This window comes from Variovorax davisae (assembly GCF_030316845.1).
Taxonomy (GTDB): Bacteria; Pseudomonadota; Gammaproteobacteria; order Burkholderiales; family Burkholderiaceae_C; genus Variovorax; species Variovorax davisae.
In genome coordinates, this window is the sequence record NZ_JASZYS010000027.1 from 1 (window position 1) to 16,628 (window position 16,628).

17 protein-coding genes and 1 tRNA gene are annotated in these 16,628 nt (G+C 67.6%); 12 read left to right on the top strand and 6 right to left on the bottom strand.

All coding sequences use genetic code 11. From position 1 onward, the window contains the following. Positions 1 to 127, top strand: a 127-nt coding sequence (locus QTI33_RS34390) for a DesA/ISL3 alpha bundle tail domain-containing protein (protein ID WP_444814927.1), incomplete at its 5' end; no start/stop codon positions are given. Between the two features lie 118 nt (positions 128 to 245). Here the strand turns inward: QTI33_RS34390 and rpmG are convergent. The 3 genes from rpmG to trxB form a co-directional block, all read right to left on the bottom strand. Next, positions 246 to 419: a 50S ribosomal protein L33 gene (gene rpmG, locus QTI33_RS34395; RefSeq protein WP_007830291.1), complete on the bottom strand. Its 174-nt coding sequence runs from the start codon at positions 417 to 419 to the stop codon at positions 246 to 248. An 11-nt stretch (positions 420 to 430) separates the two neighbouring features. Further along, positions 431 to 664: a 50S ribosomal protein L28 gene (gene rpmB / locus QTI33_RS34400; protein ID WP_028251282.1), complete on the bottom strand. Its 234-nt coding sequence runs from the start codon at positions 662 to 664 to the stop codon at positions 431 to 433. A 187-nt stretch (positions 665 to 851) separates the two neighbouring features. Continuing rightward, a complete protein-coding gene (trxB, locus tag QTI33_RS34405) occupies positions 852 to 1,802 on the bottom strand; it encodes a thioredoxin-disulfide reductase (RefSeq protein ID WP_286511114.1) in 951 nt (316 codons plus the stop codon). Positions 1,803 to 1,968: 166 nt separating this feature from the next. Between trxB and QTI33_RS34410 the strand changes: the two genes are divergently transcribed. The 8 genes from QTI33_RS34410 to QTI33_RS34445 all read left to right on the top strand — a co-directional run bounded on the left by QTI33_RS34410 (position 1,969) and on the right by QTI33_RS34445 (position 10,991). Next, on the top strand, positions 1,969 to 2,643 hold the full coding sequence (locus QTI33_RS34410) for a Crp/Fnr family transcriptional regulator (RefSeq protein ID WP_286511116.1): 675 nt from the start codon (positions 1,969 to 1,971) through the stop codon (positions 2,641 to 2,643). Between the two features lie 130 nt (positions 2,644 to 2,773). Continuing rightward, on the top strand, positions 2,774 to 5,161 hold the full coding sequence (locus QTI33_RS34415) for a DNA translocase FtsK (RefSeq protein ID WP_286511118.1): 2,388 nt from the start codon (positions 2,774 to 2,776) through the stop codon (positions 5,159 to 5,161). Positions 5,162 to 5,172: 11 nt separating this feature from the next. Next, on the top strand, positions 5,173 to 5,805 hold the full coding sequence (lolA, locus tag QTI33_RS34420; protein ID WP_286511120.1) for an outer membrane lipoprotein periplasmic chaperone LolA: 633 nt from the start codon (positions 5,173 to 5,175) through the stop codon (positions 5,803 to 5,805). Between the two features lie 12 nt (positions 5,806 to 5,817). Beyond that, positions 5,818 to 7,110, top strand: coding sequence for a replication-associated recombination protein A (locus QTI33_RS34425; RefSeq protein WP_286511122.1), 1,293 nt, complete (start codon positions 5,818 to 5,820; stop codon positions 7,108 to 7,110). 256 nt (positions 7,111 to 7,366) lie between these two features. Then, entirely contained in the window at positions 7,367 to 8,296 is a 930-nt protein-coding gene (locus tag QTI33_RS34430; protein WP_286511123.1) for a branched-chain amino acid ABC transporter permease, read from the top strand. A 10-nt stretch (positions 8,297 to 8,306) separates the two neighbouring features. Further along, positions 8,307 to 9,488 (top strand): branched-chain amino acid ABC transporter permease, encoded by a 1,182-nt coding sequence (locus QTI33_RS34435; RefSeq protein WP_286511125.1) that lies wholly within the window; start codon positions 8,307 to 8,309, stop codon positions 9,486 to 9,488. 14 nt (positions 9,489 to 9,502) lie between these two features. Further along, positions 9,503 to 10,273 (top strand): ABC transporter ATP-binding protein, encoded by a 771-nt coding sequence (locus tag QTI33_RS34440; RefSeq protein WP_286511127.1) that lies wholly within the window; start codon positions 9,503 to 9,505, stop codon positions 10,271 to 10,273. Position 10,274: 1 nt separating this feature from the next. Next, a complete protein-coding gene (locus tag QTI33_RS34445) occupies positions 10,275 to 10,991 on the top strand; it encodes an ABC transporter ATP-binding protein (RefSeq protein ID WP_286511129.1) in 717 nt (238 codons plus the stop codon). On the opposite strand, the gene QTI33_RS34450 is transcribed toward QTI33_RS34445, so the two are convergent. Together QTI33_RS34450 and QTI33_RS34455 are read right to left on the bottom strand one after the other, a co-directional pair. Further along, complete coding sequence (locus tag QTI33_RS34450; RefSeq protein WP_286511131.1) at positions 10,992 to 11,963, bottom strand: Bug family tripartite tricarboxylate transporter substrate binding protein; 972 nt, start codon at positions 11,961 to 11,963, stop codon at positions 10,992 to 10,994. It abuts the gene before it with no gap. 19 nt (positions 11,964 to 11,982) lie between these two features. After that, complete coding sequence (locus QTI33_RS34455) at positions 11,983 to 13,047, bottom strand: CDP-6-deoxy-delta-3,4-glucoseen reductase (protein ID WP_286511133.1); 1,065 nt, start codon at positions 13,045 to 13,047, stop codon at positions 11,983 to 11,985. A 39-nt stretch (positions 13,048 to 13,086) separates the two neighbouring features. On the opposite strand from QTI33_RS34455, the gene QTI33_RS34460 reads away from it, so the two are divergent. Together QTI33_RS34460 and QTI33_RS34465 are read left to right on the top strand one after the other, a co-directional pair. Further along, positions 13,087 to 14,016, top strand: a complete 930-nt coding sequence (locus QTI33_RS34460) for an NAD-dependent epimerase/dehydratase family protein (RefSeq protein WP_286511135.1) — start codon at positions 13,087 to 13,089, stop codon at positions 14,014 to 14,016. A 46-nt stretch (positions 14,017 to 14,062) separates the two neighbouring features. Continuing rightward, entirely contained in the window at positions 14,063 to 15,319 is a 1,257-nt protein-coding gene (locus QTI33_RS34465) for a cation:proton antiporter (RefSeq protein WP_286511137.1), read from the top strand. Between the two features lie 278 nt (positions 15,320 to 15,597). On the opposite strand, the gene QTI33_RS34470 is transcribed toward QTI33_RS34465, so the two are convergent. After that, positions 15,598 to 15,682: transfer RNA gene (locus QTI33_RS34470), tRNA-Leu, on the bottom strand. A gap of 40 nt (positions 15,683 to 15,722) precedes the next feature. On the opposite strand from QTI33_RS34470, the gene cysM reads away from it, so the two are divergent. Then, entirely contained in the window at positions 15,723 to 16,625 is a 903-nt protein-coding gene (cysM, locus tag QTI33_RS34475; RefSeq protein ID WP_286511138.1) for a cysteine synthase CysM, read from the top strand. Positions 16,626 to 16,628 lie beyond the last annotated feature (3 nt).

The window sequence follows — 16,628 nt, forward strand, 5'->3', positions numbered from 1 at the left end:
GCTCAACACCTCGCATTCGCGCGAGCAGCTGGCCGCCGACCTGGCCGCCTGGTGCCACCGCGCCGAGGCCAGCGGCATCGCCGGCCTGCGCGAGTTCTCCACCCGCCTGCGTGCCGCCCGCGCCTGACCCTGCGGCTCACCCCCTGAAAAAGCCGGCCTCGAGCCGGCTTTTTCTCGCCTGCAAGAATTGACGGGCAACAAAAAACCCGCTGGATCGCAGCGGGTTTTTTATTGGAAGCGCCGAATTACTTCAGCTTGATTTCCTTGTATTCGACGTGCTTGCGCGCCTTCGGGTCGAACTTCATGATCGACATCTTTTCAGGCATCGTCTTCTTGTTCTTGCTGGTCGTGTAGAAATGGCCGGTACCCGCGGTGGATTCCAGCTTGATCTTCTCGCGTCCGCCTTTGCTCGTTGCCATGATTCAGCTCCTTAAGCTTGGCCGCGTGCGCGCAGGTCTGCGAGCACGGCGTCGATGCCGTTCTTGTCGATCAGGCGCAGGGCAGCGCTCGAAACCCGCAGGCGAACCCAGCGGTTTTCCGTTTCGACCCAGAAACGACGGTATTGCAGGTTCGGCAGGAACCGGCGCTTGGTTTTGTTGTTGGCGTGGGAAACATTGTTTCCGACCATCGGGCCTTTGCCCGTGACTTCGCAGACGCGTGCCATGTTGGACACTCTTTCTTGAACAGCTGGCACCAAGGCAACGCAGCAGGGTTGCGTGGGTGGTTTGCAGCTTGACCTCGCCAGAAAACGGGTGGCGGTACCCCGGCTTGCCGCCCCGACCCGCTAAGGGTCAATTTCGGCAAAGCCTTGGATTATAGCCCAATCGCCGCCCTGGCTCCAGCGGTGCCGCTTACTCCTGCTCGAGGAAGCGCTGGGCGTCGAGGGCGGCCATGCAGCCGGTCCCGGCGCTGGTGATGGCCTGGCGGTAGATGTTGTCCTGCACGTCGCCGGCGGCGAACACGCCGGGCACGCTGGTCATGGTCGCGAAGCCCTGCAGGCCCGAGCGGGTCAGGATGTAGCCGTCCTTCATCTCGAGCTGGCCCTGGAAGATGTCGGTGTTCGGGTGGTGGCCGATCGCGATGAAGCAGCCCTTGAGCTGCAGGTCCTCGGTGGCGCCGGTCTGGGTGTTCTTGAGCCGGATGCCGGTCACGCCCGAGTCGTCGCCGAGCACCTGTTCCAGCGTGTTGTGCACCTTGAGCTCGATCTTGCCCTCGGCCACCTTGGCGTGCAGCTTGTCGATCAGGATCGGCTCGGCGCGGAACTTGTCGCGCCGATGCACCAGCGTGACCTTGCTGGCGATGTTCGACAGGTACAGTGCCTCCTCGACCGCTGTGTTGCCGCCGCCGACCACGCAGACTCCCTGCTCGCGGTAGAAGAAGCCGTCGCAGGTGGCGCAGCCCGAGACGCCGCGGCCCATGAAATGCTGCTCGGAGTCGAGCCCCAGGTACTTGGCCGAGGCACCGGTGGCGATGATCAGCGCGTCGCAGGTGTAGATGCCGCTGTCGCCGGTCAGGGTGAAGGGGCGCTGGCTGAAGTCGACCTTGTTGATGTGGTCGAAGACGATGTCGGTCTTGAAGCGCTCGGCGTGTTCCAGGAAGCGCTGCATCAGGTCGGGACCCTGCACGCCGTGGACGTCGGCCGGCCAGTTGTCCACTTCGGTGGTGGTCATGAGCTGGCCGCCCTGGGCCATGCCGGTGATCAGCATCGGTTCGAGGTTGGCGCGCGCCGCGTAGACTGCCGCCGTGTAGCCGGCCGGACCGGAGCCGAGAATGAGAACCTTAGCGTGGCGAGGGGATGACATGAGTAGAAAACCTAGGATTGGCGCTGCAGCAGCGTGTACATTTTCAGGGTGTTTGATAGATATGGAGTATCACCGTTCGGTTCAAGCCCGGCTGGTGGCTCCTTTCAATGGGGGCGATTGTATGAATCCATCGGTGATGCAATCGCGCCGTATCGGGGATTGATGAATGTCGATGTTGTCCAATCTTGAGTTGCTCCGTCGCGTGCCGTTGTTCGCAGCGCTCACGCCCGCCCAGTCCGCGAGCATCGCGGACGCGATCGTCAAGAAGCGCTTCAAGCGCGCCGAGGTGGTGGTCGAACAGGGCAAGAAGTCGGACGCGCTCTACATCATCCTGACCGGCCGCGCCCGCGTCATGAGCACCGACAGCCGCGGCCGGGAAGTCATCCTGGCGACGCTGCATCCGGGCGACTATGTCGGGGAGATGAGCATGATCGACGACGAGCCGCATTCGGCCACGGTGCGCACCGAGATCCAGACCGACGTGCTGATGCTTGGCCGGGACGCCTTCGCGCGCTGCCTGCCGGAGAACTCCTCGATGTCCTACAACATCATGCGCGGCCTGGTGGCGCGCCTGCGCCATGCCGACCGCAAGATCGAATCGCTGGCGCTGATGGATGTCTACGGCCGCGTGGCGCGTTCGCTGCTCGAATTCGCGGTCGACGATGGCGAGGGCAACCTCAAGGTGCGCGACAAGATCTCGCGCCAGGACCTGGCCAAGATGGTCGGCGCTTCGCGCGAGATGGTCAGTCGCGTCATGAAGGACCTGGAGGAGCGCGGCTTCGTCCAGACCCAGGTCGATGGCTCGATGATCGTCAAGGAACGGCTCTCATCGCTCACCTGACCGTCAGGCCGGCGGCGCCGCAGCGTGCCGGCCACAACGTCGCCGGCCCTGACAACGCGGCCGTGGGCGTTTTCGTTGTAGTTTTGCCGGATCTCCTGCCCGCCATCGCGGGCCGGACGGCGTGCCTTTCATGACTTATTCGCTCAATACCCTTCAAAATTCCGCGGCCGGCGAGCCGCAGCCGGTGCGGCTGCGCGCGATGCGCTTCGCCCACGAGATCACGCTGATCGCCGGTTTCGTGGTGCTGCTGTTCTGGCTGTTCGCAATGCTGAGCTTCACGCCCTCGGACGCCGCCTGGTCGACGTCGGGCACCGGCGGCGAGGTCAAGAACTGGGGCGGCCGCATCGGTGCCTGGCTGGCCGACGCCAGCTATTTCCTGGCCGGCTACTCGGTCTGGTGGTGCCTGGCCGCCGGCCTGCGGGTCTGGCTGTCGTCGCTGGCCGGGTGGATGCGCGGCGGCGAGGCGGCCGCGGGCGAGCAGGCGCCGCGGGGGCCCTTCAATCGCAGTCGCCTGGCCTTCTGGTTCGGCCTGATCCTGCTGCTGTGCGCCAGCGCCATGCTCGAATGGTCGCGCCTCTATCGGCTCGAATTCCGCCTGCCCGGGCATGGGGGCGGGGTGCTCGGCTACCTGGTGGGTCCGGCCAGCGTCAAGTGGATGGGCTTCACCGGCTCGGCGCTGATCGCGATCGCCGCCGGCGTCATCGGCTCGGCCCTGGTGTTCCGCTTTTCCTGGGGCCAGATCGCCGAGCGCATCGGCTCGCGCCTGTATTCGCTGTTCGAGTCGCGGCGCGAGAAGCGCGAGATCGCCCAGGACATCGCCATGGGCAAGCAGGCGGTGCGCGAGCGCGAGGAGCTGTCCGCGATCGACAGCGGGCCCGAACCCGAAGTGCCCGACGAAGAACTGCGCATCCTGCCGCGGCTCAAGCGGCGCGCGCCTTCGCCACCGGTCCAGATCGAGCCGGCCCTGGCCGAGGTGCCCAAGAGCGACCGGGTGGCGAAGGAGCGCCAGAAGCCGCTGTTCCGCGAACTGCCCGACAGCAAGCTGCCGCAGGTCGACCTGCTCGATGCCGCGCAGGCGCGCCAGGAAACGGTGTCGGCCGACACGCTCGAGATGACCTCGCGCATGATCGAGAAGAAGCTCAAGGACTTCGGCGTCGAGGTGCGCGTGGTGCTGGCTTCGCCCGGCCCGGTGATCACGCGCTACGAGATCGAGCCCGCCACAGGCGTCAAGGGCTCGCAGATCGTGGGCCTCGCGAAGGACCTGGCGCGTTCGCTGTCGCTGGTGTCGATCCGCGTGGTCGAGACCATTCCGGGCAAGAACTACATGGCGCTCGAGTTGCCGAACGCCAAGCGGCAGTCGATCAGGCTGAGCGAAATCCTCGGCTCGCAGGTCTACAACGAGGGCAAGTCGATGCTCACGATGGGCCTGGGCAAGGACATCATCGGCAATCCGGTGGTGGCCGACCTGGCCAAGATGCCGCACGTGCTGGTCGCCGGCACCACCGGCTCGGGCAAGTCGGTCGGCATCAACGCGATGATTCTGAGCCTGCTGTACAAGGCCGAGGCGCGCGACGTGCGCCTGCTCATGATCGACCCGAAGATGCTCGAGATGTCGGTCTACGAAGGCATCCCGCACCTGCTGGCGCCGGTGGTGACCGACATGCGCCAGGCGGCCCACGGCCTGAACTGGTGCGTGGCCGAGATGGAGCGCCGCTACAAGCTGATGAGCAAGCTGGGCGTGCGCAACCTGGCCGGCTACAACCAGAAGATCGACGAGGCCAAGGCGCGCGAGGAGTTCATCTACAACCCCTTCAGCCTGACGCCCGACAGCCCCGAGCCGCTGGCGCGCGAGCCGCACATCGTGGTGGTGATCGACGAGCTGGCCGACCTGATGATGGTGGTCGGCAAGAAGATCGAGGAGCTGATCGCCCGGTTGGCGCAGAAGGCCCGGGCGGCCGGCATCCACCTGATCCTGGCGACCCAGCGGCCCAGCGTCGACGTGATCACCGGCCTGATCAAGGCCAACATCCCGACCCGCATCGCCTTCCAGGTGTCGAGCAAGATCGATTCGCGCACCATCCTCGACCAGATGGGCGCCGAGGCCCTGCTCGGCATGGGCGACATGCTCTACATGCCGAGCGGCACCGGTCTGCCGGTGCGTGTGCACGGCGCCTTCGTCAGCGACGAGGAAGTGCACCGCGTGGTCGCCTACCTCAAGTCGCAAGGGGAGCCGGACTACATCGAAGGCGTGCTCGAAGGCGGTACGGTCGATGGCGACGGCGATCTGCTGGGCGAGGGCGGTGGAGATGGCGGCGGCGAGAAGGACCCGATGTACGACCAGGCGGTCGAGGTGGTTCTGAAGCACCGCAAGGCCAGCATCTCGCTGGTCCAGCGCCACCTGAAGATCGGCTACAACCGGGCGGCGCGGCTGGTCGAGGACATGGAGAACGCCGGCCTGGTGAGCGCCATGAGCGGCAGCGGCCAGCGCGAGATCCTGGTGCCGGCCCGGGCCGAGTGAACGGAGTCCAGATGAAGAAATTGATTGCGGGTGTGGCGCTGGCCGTGCTGGCGGGCGGCGCCTGGGCGGGCGGCCTCGAAAGCCTCGAGGCCTTCGTGAAGACGGTGAAGTCCGGCCGCGCCGATTTCACGCAGACGGTGACCGCTCCGCCCAAGGAAGGGCAGGCCTCCCGGCCCAAGGTGTCGACCGGCAGCTTCGCGTTCCAGCGCCCGGGCAAGTTCAGGTTCGACTACCAGAAGCCCTTCGTGCAGAACATCGTCGCCGACGGCGAGACGCTGTGGCTCTACGATGCCGACCTCAACCAGGTGACGCAACGCAAGCAGGCCCAGGCGCTGGGCGCCACGCCCGCCGCGCTGATCGCCGCCGCACCCGACCTGCGGGCCCTGCAGGCCGACTTCACGCTGGAGGACACCGCCGACCGCGACGGCCTGCAATGGGTCAAGGCCACGCCCAAGAGCCGGGACGGCCAGTTGCAGAGCGTGCAGATCGGCTTCCAGGGCGAGGCCCTGTCCGCGCTCGAGATCCTCGACAGTTTCGGCCAGCGCTCGGTGCTGAAGTTTGGCAAGGTCGAAGTCAATCCGTCGCTGCCGGCCTCGACCTTCCAGTTCAAGGTGCCGAGCGGTGCCGACGTGATCCGCCAGTAGCGCCGGCCGCGGATGGCCACTTCCAACCTCCCGCCCCTCGCCGAACGACTGCGCCCCCGGACGCTGGGAGAAGTCATCGGCCAGCAGCACCTGCTCGGTGCGGGCATGCCGCTGCGCATCGCCTTCGAGTCGGGCCAGCCGCATTCGTGCATCCTGTGGGGCCCGCCCGGCGTCGGCAAGACGACGATCGCGCGCCTGATGGCCGATGCCTTCGACGCCCAGTTCCTGAGCATCAGCGCCGTGCTCGGCGGCGTGAAGGACATCCGCGAGGCGGTCGAGCGCGCCACCTCCGCGCGCGACGGGCTGGAGCAGCGCCGCACCATCGTGTTCGTCGACGAGGTGCATCGCTTCAACAAGAGCCAGCAGGACGCCTTCCTGCCGCATGTGGAGTCGGGCCTGTTCACCTTCATCGGCGCCACCACGGAGAACCCGTCCTTCGAGGTCAACTCGGCCCTGCTGTCGCGCGCCGCGGTGTACGTGCTGCAGCCGCTCGGCGAAGCCGATCTGCAGCAGATCGTCGAGCGGGCCCAGGCCATCCAGGCGGTGCCGGCGATCGACGCCGAGGCGGTCGACCGGCTGGTCGCGTATGCCGACGGCGACGCCCGGCGCCTGCTCAACACCCTGGAGACGCTGGCGGTCGCCGCCGGCGCCGAGAAGCTCGACACCATCACCGATGCCTGGCTGCTGCGCGTGCTCGGCGAGCGGCTGCGCCGCTACGACAAGGGCGGCGAGCAGTTCTACGACACCATCTCCGCGCTGCACAAGTCGGTGCGCGGCAGCGATCCCGATGCCGCGCTGTACTGGTTCGTGCGCATGCTCGACGGCGGTGCCGATCCGCGCTACATGGCGCGCCGGCTGGTTCGCATGGCCAGCGAGGACATCGGCCTGGCCGACCCCCGCGCGCTGCGGCTGGCACTCGATGCGGCCGAGGTCTACGAGCGGCTCGGCAGCCCCGAGGGCGAGCTGGCGCTGGCCCAGTGCGTGGTCTACCTGGCCGTGGCGCCGAAATCGAATGCGGTCTACAAGGCCTACAACGAGGTCAAGGCCTTCATCAAGTCGGACGGCACGCGGCCGGTGCCGATGCACCTGCGCAACGCCCCGACCAAGCTCATGAAGCAGCTCGACTACGGCAAGGGCTACCGCTACGCCCACGACGAGGAGGGCGGTTTCGCGGCCGGCGAGACCTACCTGCCCGAGGGCCTCGACGCGCCACCCTTCTACCGTCCGGTGGAGCGCGGGCTCGAAATCCGCATCGCGGAAAAGCTGCGCGAGCTGCGAAAACGCAATACGGACGCGGCCAGCTGACGCGCCGGGTCGGCCGGCCGATACTCCCTTGCGCGCTGCGCGCCCGTGGACGCACTTCCCGCGTGCGCCAGCGGGAAAACCCCGTCGAAACCGCACCGGAACGGCGTTCGCGCGAAATTACAATCCCGCCACAAACCCGCCGTCGTCACATGCTGGCGGGTTTTTTGCTAAGTGAAACCCCAGCGCTCCAACCAGAGCGCCAGGGGTCAGCCGGCGCCTCTCGAGGGCGTCAAACACAAAAAAAGGGATTCTCGTTATGGACATCTTGCTGCAGCAGATCATCAACGGTCTGGTTCTGGGCAGCATGTACGCCTTGATAGCCTTGGGCTATACCATGGTGTACGGCATCATCAACCTCATCAATTTCGCGCACGGTGAAGTGCTCATGGTCGGGGCCCTGACCAGCTGGAGCATCATCGGGCTCATGCAGGAGTCGATGCCCGGCACGCCGGGCTGGCTGATCCTGCTGATCGCGCTGCTGATCGCCTGCGTGGTCGCCGCCACGCTCAACTTCGTGATCGAGAAAGTGGCCTACCGGCCGCTGCGCAACAGCCCCAAGCTGGCGCCGCTGATCACCGCGATCGGCATGTCGATCCTGCTGCAGACGCTGGCGATGATCATCTGGAAGCCGACCAACAAGGCCTATCCGAACCTGCTGTCGACCACGCCGATCCATGTCGGCGGCGCGGTGATCTCGCCGACCCAGGTGATGATCCTGGCGGTGACCGCGATCTGCCTGGCGGTGCTCAGCTGGCTGGTCAACTACACCAAGCTGGGGCGGGCGATGCGCGCCACGGCGGAGAACCCGCGGGTGGCCGCGTTGATGGGCATCCGCCCGGACATGGTGATCTCCGCCACCTTCATCATCGGCGCCGTGCTGGCGGCGGTGGCGGGCGTGATGTACGCCTCGAACTACGGCATCGCGCAGCACGCGATGGGCTTCATCCCCGGGCTCAAGGCCTTCACGGCCGCCGTGTTCGGCGGCATCGGCAACCTCGCCGGGGCGGTGGTCGGCGGCATCCTGCTGGGGCTGATCGAAGCCATCGGCTCGGGCTACATCGGCGCCTTGACCGGCGACGTGCTGGGCAGCCACTACAGCGACATCTTCGCCTTCATCGTGCTGATCATCATGCTCACGCTGCGGCCTTCCGGCCTGCTCGGCGAGCGGGTGGCGGACCGGGCCTGAGGACCGAACCATGAAGAACAGCAAGAACATCCTCCTGTACGCGATCGGCATGGTCGTGGTCCTGGCCCTGCCGCTGCTGCTGCAGAGCCAGGGCAATGCCTGGGTCCGGATCGCCGACATCGCCCTGCTCTACGTGATGCTGGCGCTCGGCCTCAACATCGTGGTCGGCTACGCCGGCCTGCTCGACCTGGGCTACGTGGCCTTCTTCGCCATCGGCGCCTATCTGTATGCGCTGCTGGGGTCGCCGCACCTGACCGACACCTTCCCGGCCGTCAAGGCCATGTTCCCGAACGGGCTGCACAGTTCGCTGCTGCTGGTGATCCCTGCGGCACTGGGGCTGGCGGCGTTGTTCGGCGCATTGCTGGGGGCGCCCACGCTCAAGCTGCGCGGCGACTATCTGGCGATCGTGACGCTCGGCTTCGGCGAGATCATCCGCGTGTTCCTGAACAACCTGGACCACCCGATCAACCTCACCAACGGACCGAAGGGCATCACGGCCATCGACCCGATCCATTTCTGGGGCCTGAACCTGGGCAAGCCCCTGAAGTTCGACGGCTTCACCATTTCCTCGGTGACTCTGTACTACTACCTGTTCCTGGCGCTGGTGATCTTCACCATCGTGATTTCGCATCGCCTGCAGGTCTCGCGCATCGGCCGCGCCTGGATGGCGATCCGCGAAGACGAGATCGCCGCCAAGGCGATGGGCATCAACACCCGCAACATGAAGCTGCTGGCCTTCGCGATGGGCGCCAGCTTCGGTGGCGTCTCCGGCGCGATGTTCGCGTCGTTCCAGGGCTTCGTGTCGCCCGAGTCCTTCAGCCTGATGGAGTCGGTGATGATCGTCGCGATGGTGGTGCTGGGCGGCATCGGCCACCTGCCGGGCGTGATCCTGGGCGCCGTCCTGCTGGCCGCGCTGCCCGAGGTGCTGCGCTACGTGGCCGGGCCGCTGCAGTCGATGACCGGCGGCCGGCTCGACGCCTCGATCCTGCGCCAGCTGTTCATCGCGCTGGCGATGATCATCATCATGCTGGTGCGTCCGCGCGGCCTCTGGCCGACGCCCGAACATGGGAAGTCGCTGGCGCGCCGAGGCACCCCGCCTGCCTCGGGCATGCCCGCGGCCGCGCCCGGCGTCGACACGCCGGCCGATGAACTGCCCGGTGCCGCCTCGCGTCCGATGTCGATCAATCCGTGAGCCAGGGACGCAACATGACTGAAACCATCCTCGACGTCCGCGGCATCTCCAAGCGCTTCGGCGGCCTGCAGGCCCTCTCCGACGTCGGCATCAAGATCCTGCGCGGCCAGGTCTACGGGCTGATCGGCCCCAACGGCGCCGGCAAGACCACCTTCTTCAACGTGATCACCGGGCTCTATACGCCCGACAGCGGCAGCTTCGAGCTGGCCGGCAAGCCCTACCAGCCGACCGCGGTCCATGAGGTCGCCAAGGCCGGCATCGCGCGCACCTTCCAGAACATCCGGCTGTTCGCGGAGATGACCGCGCTCGAGAACGTGATGGTCGGACGCCACGTGCGCACCCATTCGGGTGTCTTCGGCGCGATCTTCCGCCCGCCGGGATTCAAGGCCGAGGAGGCGGCGATCACCGAGCGTGCGCATGAGCTGCTCGAGTACGTCGGCATCGGCAAGTTCGCCGACTACAAGGCCCGCACGCTGTCGTACGGCGACCAGCGGCGACTGGAAATTGCCCGCGCGCTGGCCACCGACCCGCAGCTGATCGCGCTCGACGAGCCGGCCGCCGGCATGAACGCGACCGAGAAGGTGCTGCTGCGCGAGCTGATCGACCGCATCCGCAAGGACAACCGCACCATCTTGCTGATCGAGCACGACGTCAAGCTGGTGATGGGCCTGTGCGACCGGGTGACGGTGCTCGACTACGGCAAGCAGATCGCGGAGGGCACCCCCGCCGACGTGCAGAAGAACGAAAAGGTGATCGAGGCCTACCTCGGCACGGGAGGACACTGAGATGGCACAGACACTACTGAAGGTGAGCGGCGTGAAGGTCGCCTACGGCGGCATCCAGGCCGTCAAGGGGATCGACTTCGAGGTCCGCGAGGGCGAACTGGTGTCGCTGATCGGCTCCAACGGCGCCGGCAAGACCACCACCATGAAGGCCATCACCGGCACGCTGCCCTTCATCGGCGGCGACATCGAATTCCTCGGCAAGAGCATCAAGGGCCGCGGCGCCTGGGACCTGGTCGGCGAGGGCCTGGTGATGGTGCCCGAGGGGCGCGGCGTGTTCACGCGCATGACGATCACCGAGAACCTGCAGATCGGCGCCTACATCCGCAAGGACAAGGCCGAGATCGCGAAGGACATCGAGCGCGTGTTTTCGACCTTCCCGCGGCTCAAGGAGCGCGCCACGCAGCTGGCCGGCACCATGTCGGGCGGCGAGCAGCAGATGCTGGCGATGGGCCGCGCGCTGATGGCACGGCCGAAGGTGCTGCTGCTCGACGAGCCCTCGATGGGCCTGTCGCCGATCATGGTCGACAAGATTTTCGAAGTCGTGAAGCAGGTCTACGACCAGGGCGTCACGGTGCTGCTGGTGGAGCAGAACGCCAGCCGCGCGCTGCAGCTGGCCGATCGCGGCTACGTGATGGAGTCGGGCCTGATCACCATGAGCGGCGACGCCAAGGTGATGCTGAGCGACCCGAAGGTACGCGCCGCGTACCTCGGGGAGTGATCAGTCCACTTTTGCGCCGGTGGCCTTGACGACTTTTTCGTACTTGGCCAGCTCGCTCTTCATGAAGGCGCCGAACTGATCCGGCGTGCTGGCCACGGGTTCGGCCAGCAGCGTCGCGAAACGGGTCTTGGTGTCGGGCGAATCGAGCGCGGCGACGAAGGCGTGGTTGAGCTTGGCAACCACCTCGGGCGGCGTGCCCGCCGGTGCCACCAGGCCCCACCAGGTGTCGATCGAGAAGCCCTTCAAGGTGGCGGCCACCGTCGGCACCTCGGGCAGGGCGCTGCTGCGCTGCGCCGTCGTGACCGCGATCGCCTTCAGTTTGCCCGAGCGGATGTTCGGTGCCGCGGTCGCCAGGTTGTCGAAATTGAAGTCGACCTGGCCCGACAGCAGCGCCAGCTGGGCCGGGTTGCCGCCGTTGTACGGGATGTGCACCGCGAAGATGCCGGCGTCCTTCTTGAACATTTCGCCGGCCAGGTGGCCGGCGCTGCCGTTGCCGCCGCTGCCGTAGTTGAGCTTGCCGGGGTTGGCCTTGCCATACGCGATCAGGTCGGCCAGGGTGTTGATCTTCAGCCGCTGGGCCGTGTCGGCGTTCATCACCAGCACGTTGGGCACGCGCACCATCTGCGTCACCGGCGCGAAGTCGGTGGCGGCGTTGAAGGGCATCTTGGCGTAGAGCCAGGGATTGACCGCGTTGGTGGCGGTGGCCGCGATGCCGATGGTCAGGCCGTCGGGGGCGGCCTTGGCCACCGCGTCGGCGCCGATGTTGCCGCCCGCACCGGGCTTGTTGTCGATGATGACGGTGCCCAGCGAGTCCTTGACGCGCTCGGCCAGCACCCGCGCCGTGACGTCGATCGGGCCGCCCGCGGCGTAGGGGACGATCAGCCGGATCGGCCGTTGCTGGGCGCTCGCCGTACCCGCGGCCAGCAGGGCGGCGGTCGACAGGAGGGTCAGGAGGAAGTGTCTGGCTTTCATGGATGGCATCGGGGTTGTCTCAGGGCAGGGCCTTGTCGGCCTCGGTCGTGAAGGCGTCGGCATAGAACTCTTCTTCCGGCAGGCCGCGCTGCGCGACGTAGTCCTGCTTGGCGGAATCGACCACCACCGGCGCGCCGCAGGCATAGACCTGGTGGCCCGACAGGTCGTCGAAATCTTCCAGCACCGCCCGGTGGACGAAGCCGGTGCGGCCGCGCCAATCGTCCTCGGGCACCGCGTTGGAGACCACGGGCACGTAGCGCAGGTTCGGCATCTGCTGCAGCTCGGTGCGCACCCAGTCGTCCATGTAGAGGTCTTCCGGCCGCCGGCCGCCCCAGTAGAGCGTCGCCGGGCGTTCGATGCCCTTGAACTTCATGTGCTCCAGCAGCGCCTTGATCGGTGCGAAGCCGGTGCCCGACGCCAGCAGGACCAGCGGCTTGTCGGAGTCCTCGCGCAGGAAGAAGCTGCCGTAGGGGCCCTCGATGCGCAGGATTTCCTTTTCCTTCATCGCGCCGAAGACATGGTCGGTGAACTTGCCGCCGGGCAGGTGGCGGATGTGCAGCTCGAGGCCGGTGCCTGGCTGCTGCAGCGTGTGCGGCGCGTTGGCCATCGAGTAGCTGCGCCGCGTGCCGTCGCGCAGGATGAACTCCACGTACTGGCCGGCATGGAACTGCAAGGGCTCGCCCGCGGGCAGCTGCAGGCGCAGCTGGACCACGTCGTGCGACTGCCTGGCGAGCGCCTGCACCCGCACCGGCATCTTGCGGATCGGAAAGGCGCCGGCCTCGGTCACCTGGCGCGATTCGAGCACCACGTCGCTCTCGGCGCGGGCGCAGCAGGTCAGCACGTAGCCGGCGAGCTGCTCCTCGGCGCTGAGCGCCTTGCTCTGGTGCGGGCCCAGGGTGACCATGCCCGACAGCTTCTTGCATTTGCACGAGCCGCAGGCGCCGTCCTTGCAGCCATAGGGGAGGCCGATGCCCTGGCGAATGCCGGCCGCGAGGATGGTCTCGTCGGCCAGGGCGGTGAAATGGCGCCCGCTCGGTTCGACCGTGATCTGGAAGCCCGCTTCGCTCGGCGCTGCGCTGGTCATGGGTATTCTTCGTTCTCTGCTCAAAAGGGAGAACGGATTTTGCCCTCAATCAACAGCCCCCTCGGTGCGAGGCCTTCACGCTTCCGGCGCCAGCGCGTGCTGGTGGTCGGTTGCGGCGACGTCGGGATGCGGGCGGCCGGGCTGCTGCGGGGCCGGTTGCAGCTGATCGCGCTGACCTCGTCGCCCGCGCGGGTGCCGCAGCTGCGGCAGGCGGGCCTGACGCCGATCGTGGCCGACCTGGACCGGCCGGCTTCGCTGCGCCGCCTGTCGGGGCTGGCCACCCGGGTGCTCCATCTGGCGCCGCCGGCGCGCGTGGAAGAGGGCGCCTCGTGGTGGCGCGACGCCCGCACGCTGGCGCTGGCGCGCGCCCTGCGCCTGCGGTCGCTGCCCGCGGCCTTCGTGTATGGCTCGACCAGCGGCGTCTACGGCGATTGCGGCGGCGCCCTGGTCGCCGAGACGCGCGCGCTGCGGCCCGAGACGCCGCGCGCACACCGCCGCGTCGATGCCGAGCGCACCGTGCGCTGGCTGGGCCGGGCCGGGGTCGCGGTGAGGATCCTGCGCATCCCGGGCATCTACGCGCCCGACCGCGAAGGCGGCACGCCGCGCGAACGGCTGCGCCGCGGCACGCCGGTGCTGCGGGCCGAGGACGACGTCTACACCAACCACATCCATGCCGACGACCTGGCCCGCGCCTGCGTCGCGGCGCTGTGGCGCGGCGGGCCGCAGCGCGCCTTCCATGCCAGCGACGACAGCGAGATCAAGATGGGCGACTACATCGACCTGGCCGCCCGCCTCTACGGCCTGCCGCTGCCGCCCCGGATCGCCCGCGACGAGGCGCAGGCCCAACTGCCCTTGTCGCTGCTGAGCTTCATGGGGGAATCGAGGCGGCTCGACAACACCCGGCTGAAGCGCGAACTGCGGCTGCGGCTGCGCTATCCGACTGTGGCGGCGGGGCTCGCGCCGGGCTGAAACATCCCGCATCAGCGCAACCGCTGCGGCACGGCAAAATCGGGCGATGCCCACGACCCAGCTTTCCGTCGATTTCTTCCTCCAGGTCGCCGCCATCATCGCGATCTGCCAACTCGTGGGCCGTCTGGCACGCTGGGTCGGCCAGCCCCAGGTGGTGGGGGAGATGATCGCCGGCGTGATGCTCGGACCGTCGCTGTTCGGGCTTTTCTTTCCCGAGTTGCAGCGCGCCCTGTTCCCCAAGGAAACGCTGGCCATGCTGTACGTGGGCGGCCAGCTGGGCGTCGGCCTGTACATGTTCCTGGTCGGCACGGAATTCCGGGCCGACCATTTCAAGAGCCGCATCCGCAGCGCGGCGTCGGTGTCGGCGGCGGGCATCCTGGTGCCCTTCGTGCTCGCCTTCGCGCTGGCGCCGTGGCTGCACGAGATTCCGGGCCTGTTCTCGGCCCGCGCCAAGCCGCTGGAGGCCGCGCTGTTCCTCGGCGCGGCGATCGCCATCACCGCCTTTCCGATGCTGGCGCGGATCATCCACGAACGCGGCCTCGCCGGGACCTCGCTGGGCACGCTGGCCTTGACGGCCGGCGCGGTCGACGATGCCGCGGCCTGGTGCATCCTGGCCGTGGTGCTGGCGAGCTTCGGCGGCGCCTGGGGCGGTGCCTATGCCGCGATCGGCGGCGGCGTGGCCTATGCGCTGTTCATGGTCTTCGTGGGCTCGCGGCTGCTCAAGCGGCTGGCCGCGCACGTGCGCCCGGACGCACCGCTGAGCGCCTCGCTGCTGGCCCTGGTGCTGGTGCTGTTCTGCCTGAGCGCCTTTGCCATGGACGCGATCGGCATCCACGCGGTCTTCGGCGGCTTCCTGCTCGGGGCGGTGCTGCCGCGCGGTGCGCTGACCGAGAAGCTGCGCGAACAGCTGCAGCCCTTCGTCGTCATCTTCCTGCTGCCGATGTTCTTCACCTATTCCGGCCTCAACACCCGGCTGGCGGTGCTGTTCGAGCCGGGCATCCTGCTCGGCGCCATCGCCATCCTGGCGGCCTCGTTCTGCGGCAAGGGCATCGCCTGCTGGGCGGCGGCGCGGGCGGCCGGCGAGAGCCAGCGCGATGCGCTCGCGATCGGTTCCCTGATGAATGCGCGCGGGCTGATGGAGCTGATCATCATCAACATCGGGCTGCAGGCCGGCGTCATCCTGCCGGGCCTGTTCTCGATCCTGGTGCTGATGGCGATCTTCACGACCCTGATGGCGACGCCGCTGTTCAACTGGGCGACGCGCGACCGGCGCCCGGTGGCCAGCGTCGAAGCGCCGGCCTGAGCGGCTCCAACAGAAACCCTTCCGTCGTGGGTCTTCATGCAGGCGTCAGATTCGCGCCGCATACTCGGTGTGGACGACCGCCCGGCGCTGGTAGAGGTGGCTTCGGCACCCGCCCGTTCAGGACGGTTCCTCGATGCCGGCGGTTGTCTCGTGCTTCGCTGCGGCGGGTCGCGGCCAAGAAAAAGCCCGCCGAAGCGGGCAAGACCTTGGCGGGTCGGAGGAGGGCTCCAAGATGGAGCCGTCCGCTTGATCGAACCTGACCAGCGCGCCGAAACACGTGGTGCCCGGGGCCGGAATCGAACCGGCACGCCTTGCGGCGGGGGATTTTGAGTCCCCTGCGTCTACCAATTTCACCACCCGGGCACGGAAGGAAGGCAGCCCAAAATTATGGCACAGTGGCCCCATGCAATATCCGACGATTGAAGACGCGATTGGGAAAACGCCGCTGGTCGCGCTGCAGCGCATCGACGCCGCGGCCAATGCGCAGCGGGGCAACGTGATCCTGGGCAAGCTCGAAGGCAACAACCCGGCCGGATCGGTCAAGGACCGCCCGGCCCTGTCGATGATCAAGCGGGCCGAGGAGCGCGGCGAGATCAAGCCCGGCGACACGCTGATCGAGGCCACTTCCGGCAACACCGGCATCGCCCTCGCGATGGCGGCGGCGATCAAGGGCTACCGCATGGTGCTGATCATGCCGGAGGACCTGTCGGTCGAACGCGCCCAGACCATGAAGGCCTTCGGCGCCGAACTGATGCTGACCCCGAAGAGCGGCGGCATGGAGTACGCGCGCGATCTGGCCGAGCAGATGGTGCAGCAGGGCAAGGGCCGGGTGCTCGACCAGTTCGCCAATCCCGACAATCCGCGCATCCACTACGAGACCACCGGCCCCGAGATCTGGGCCGACACCGGCGGGCGCGTCACCCATTTCGTGAGCGCGATGGGCACCACCGGCACCATCACCGGCGTGTCGCGCTTCTTGAAGGAAAAGAACCCGGCGGTGCGCATCGTCGGCGCCCAGCCCGACGAAGGCTCGCGCATCCCCGGCATCCGCAAGTGGCCCCAGGAATACCTGCCGAAGATCTACGACCCGAGCCGGGTCGACCAGGTGGTCAACGTGAGCCAGGACAACGCCGAGGAGATGTGCCGCCGGCTGGCGCGCGAAGAGGGCATCTTCGGCGGCATCTCGGCCGCCGGCGCGTTGTGGGTGGCGCTCGAGATCGCCCGCACGGTCGAGAACGCCACGATCGTCTTCGTGGTCTGCGACCGCGGCGACCGCTACCTGTCCACCGGCGTCTTCCCCGCCTGAGCC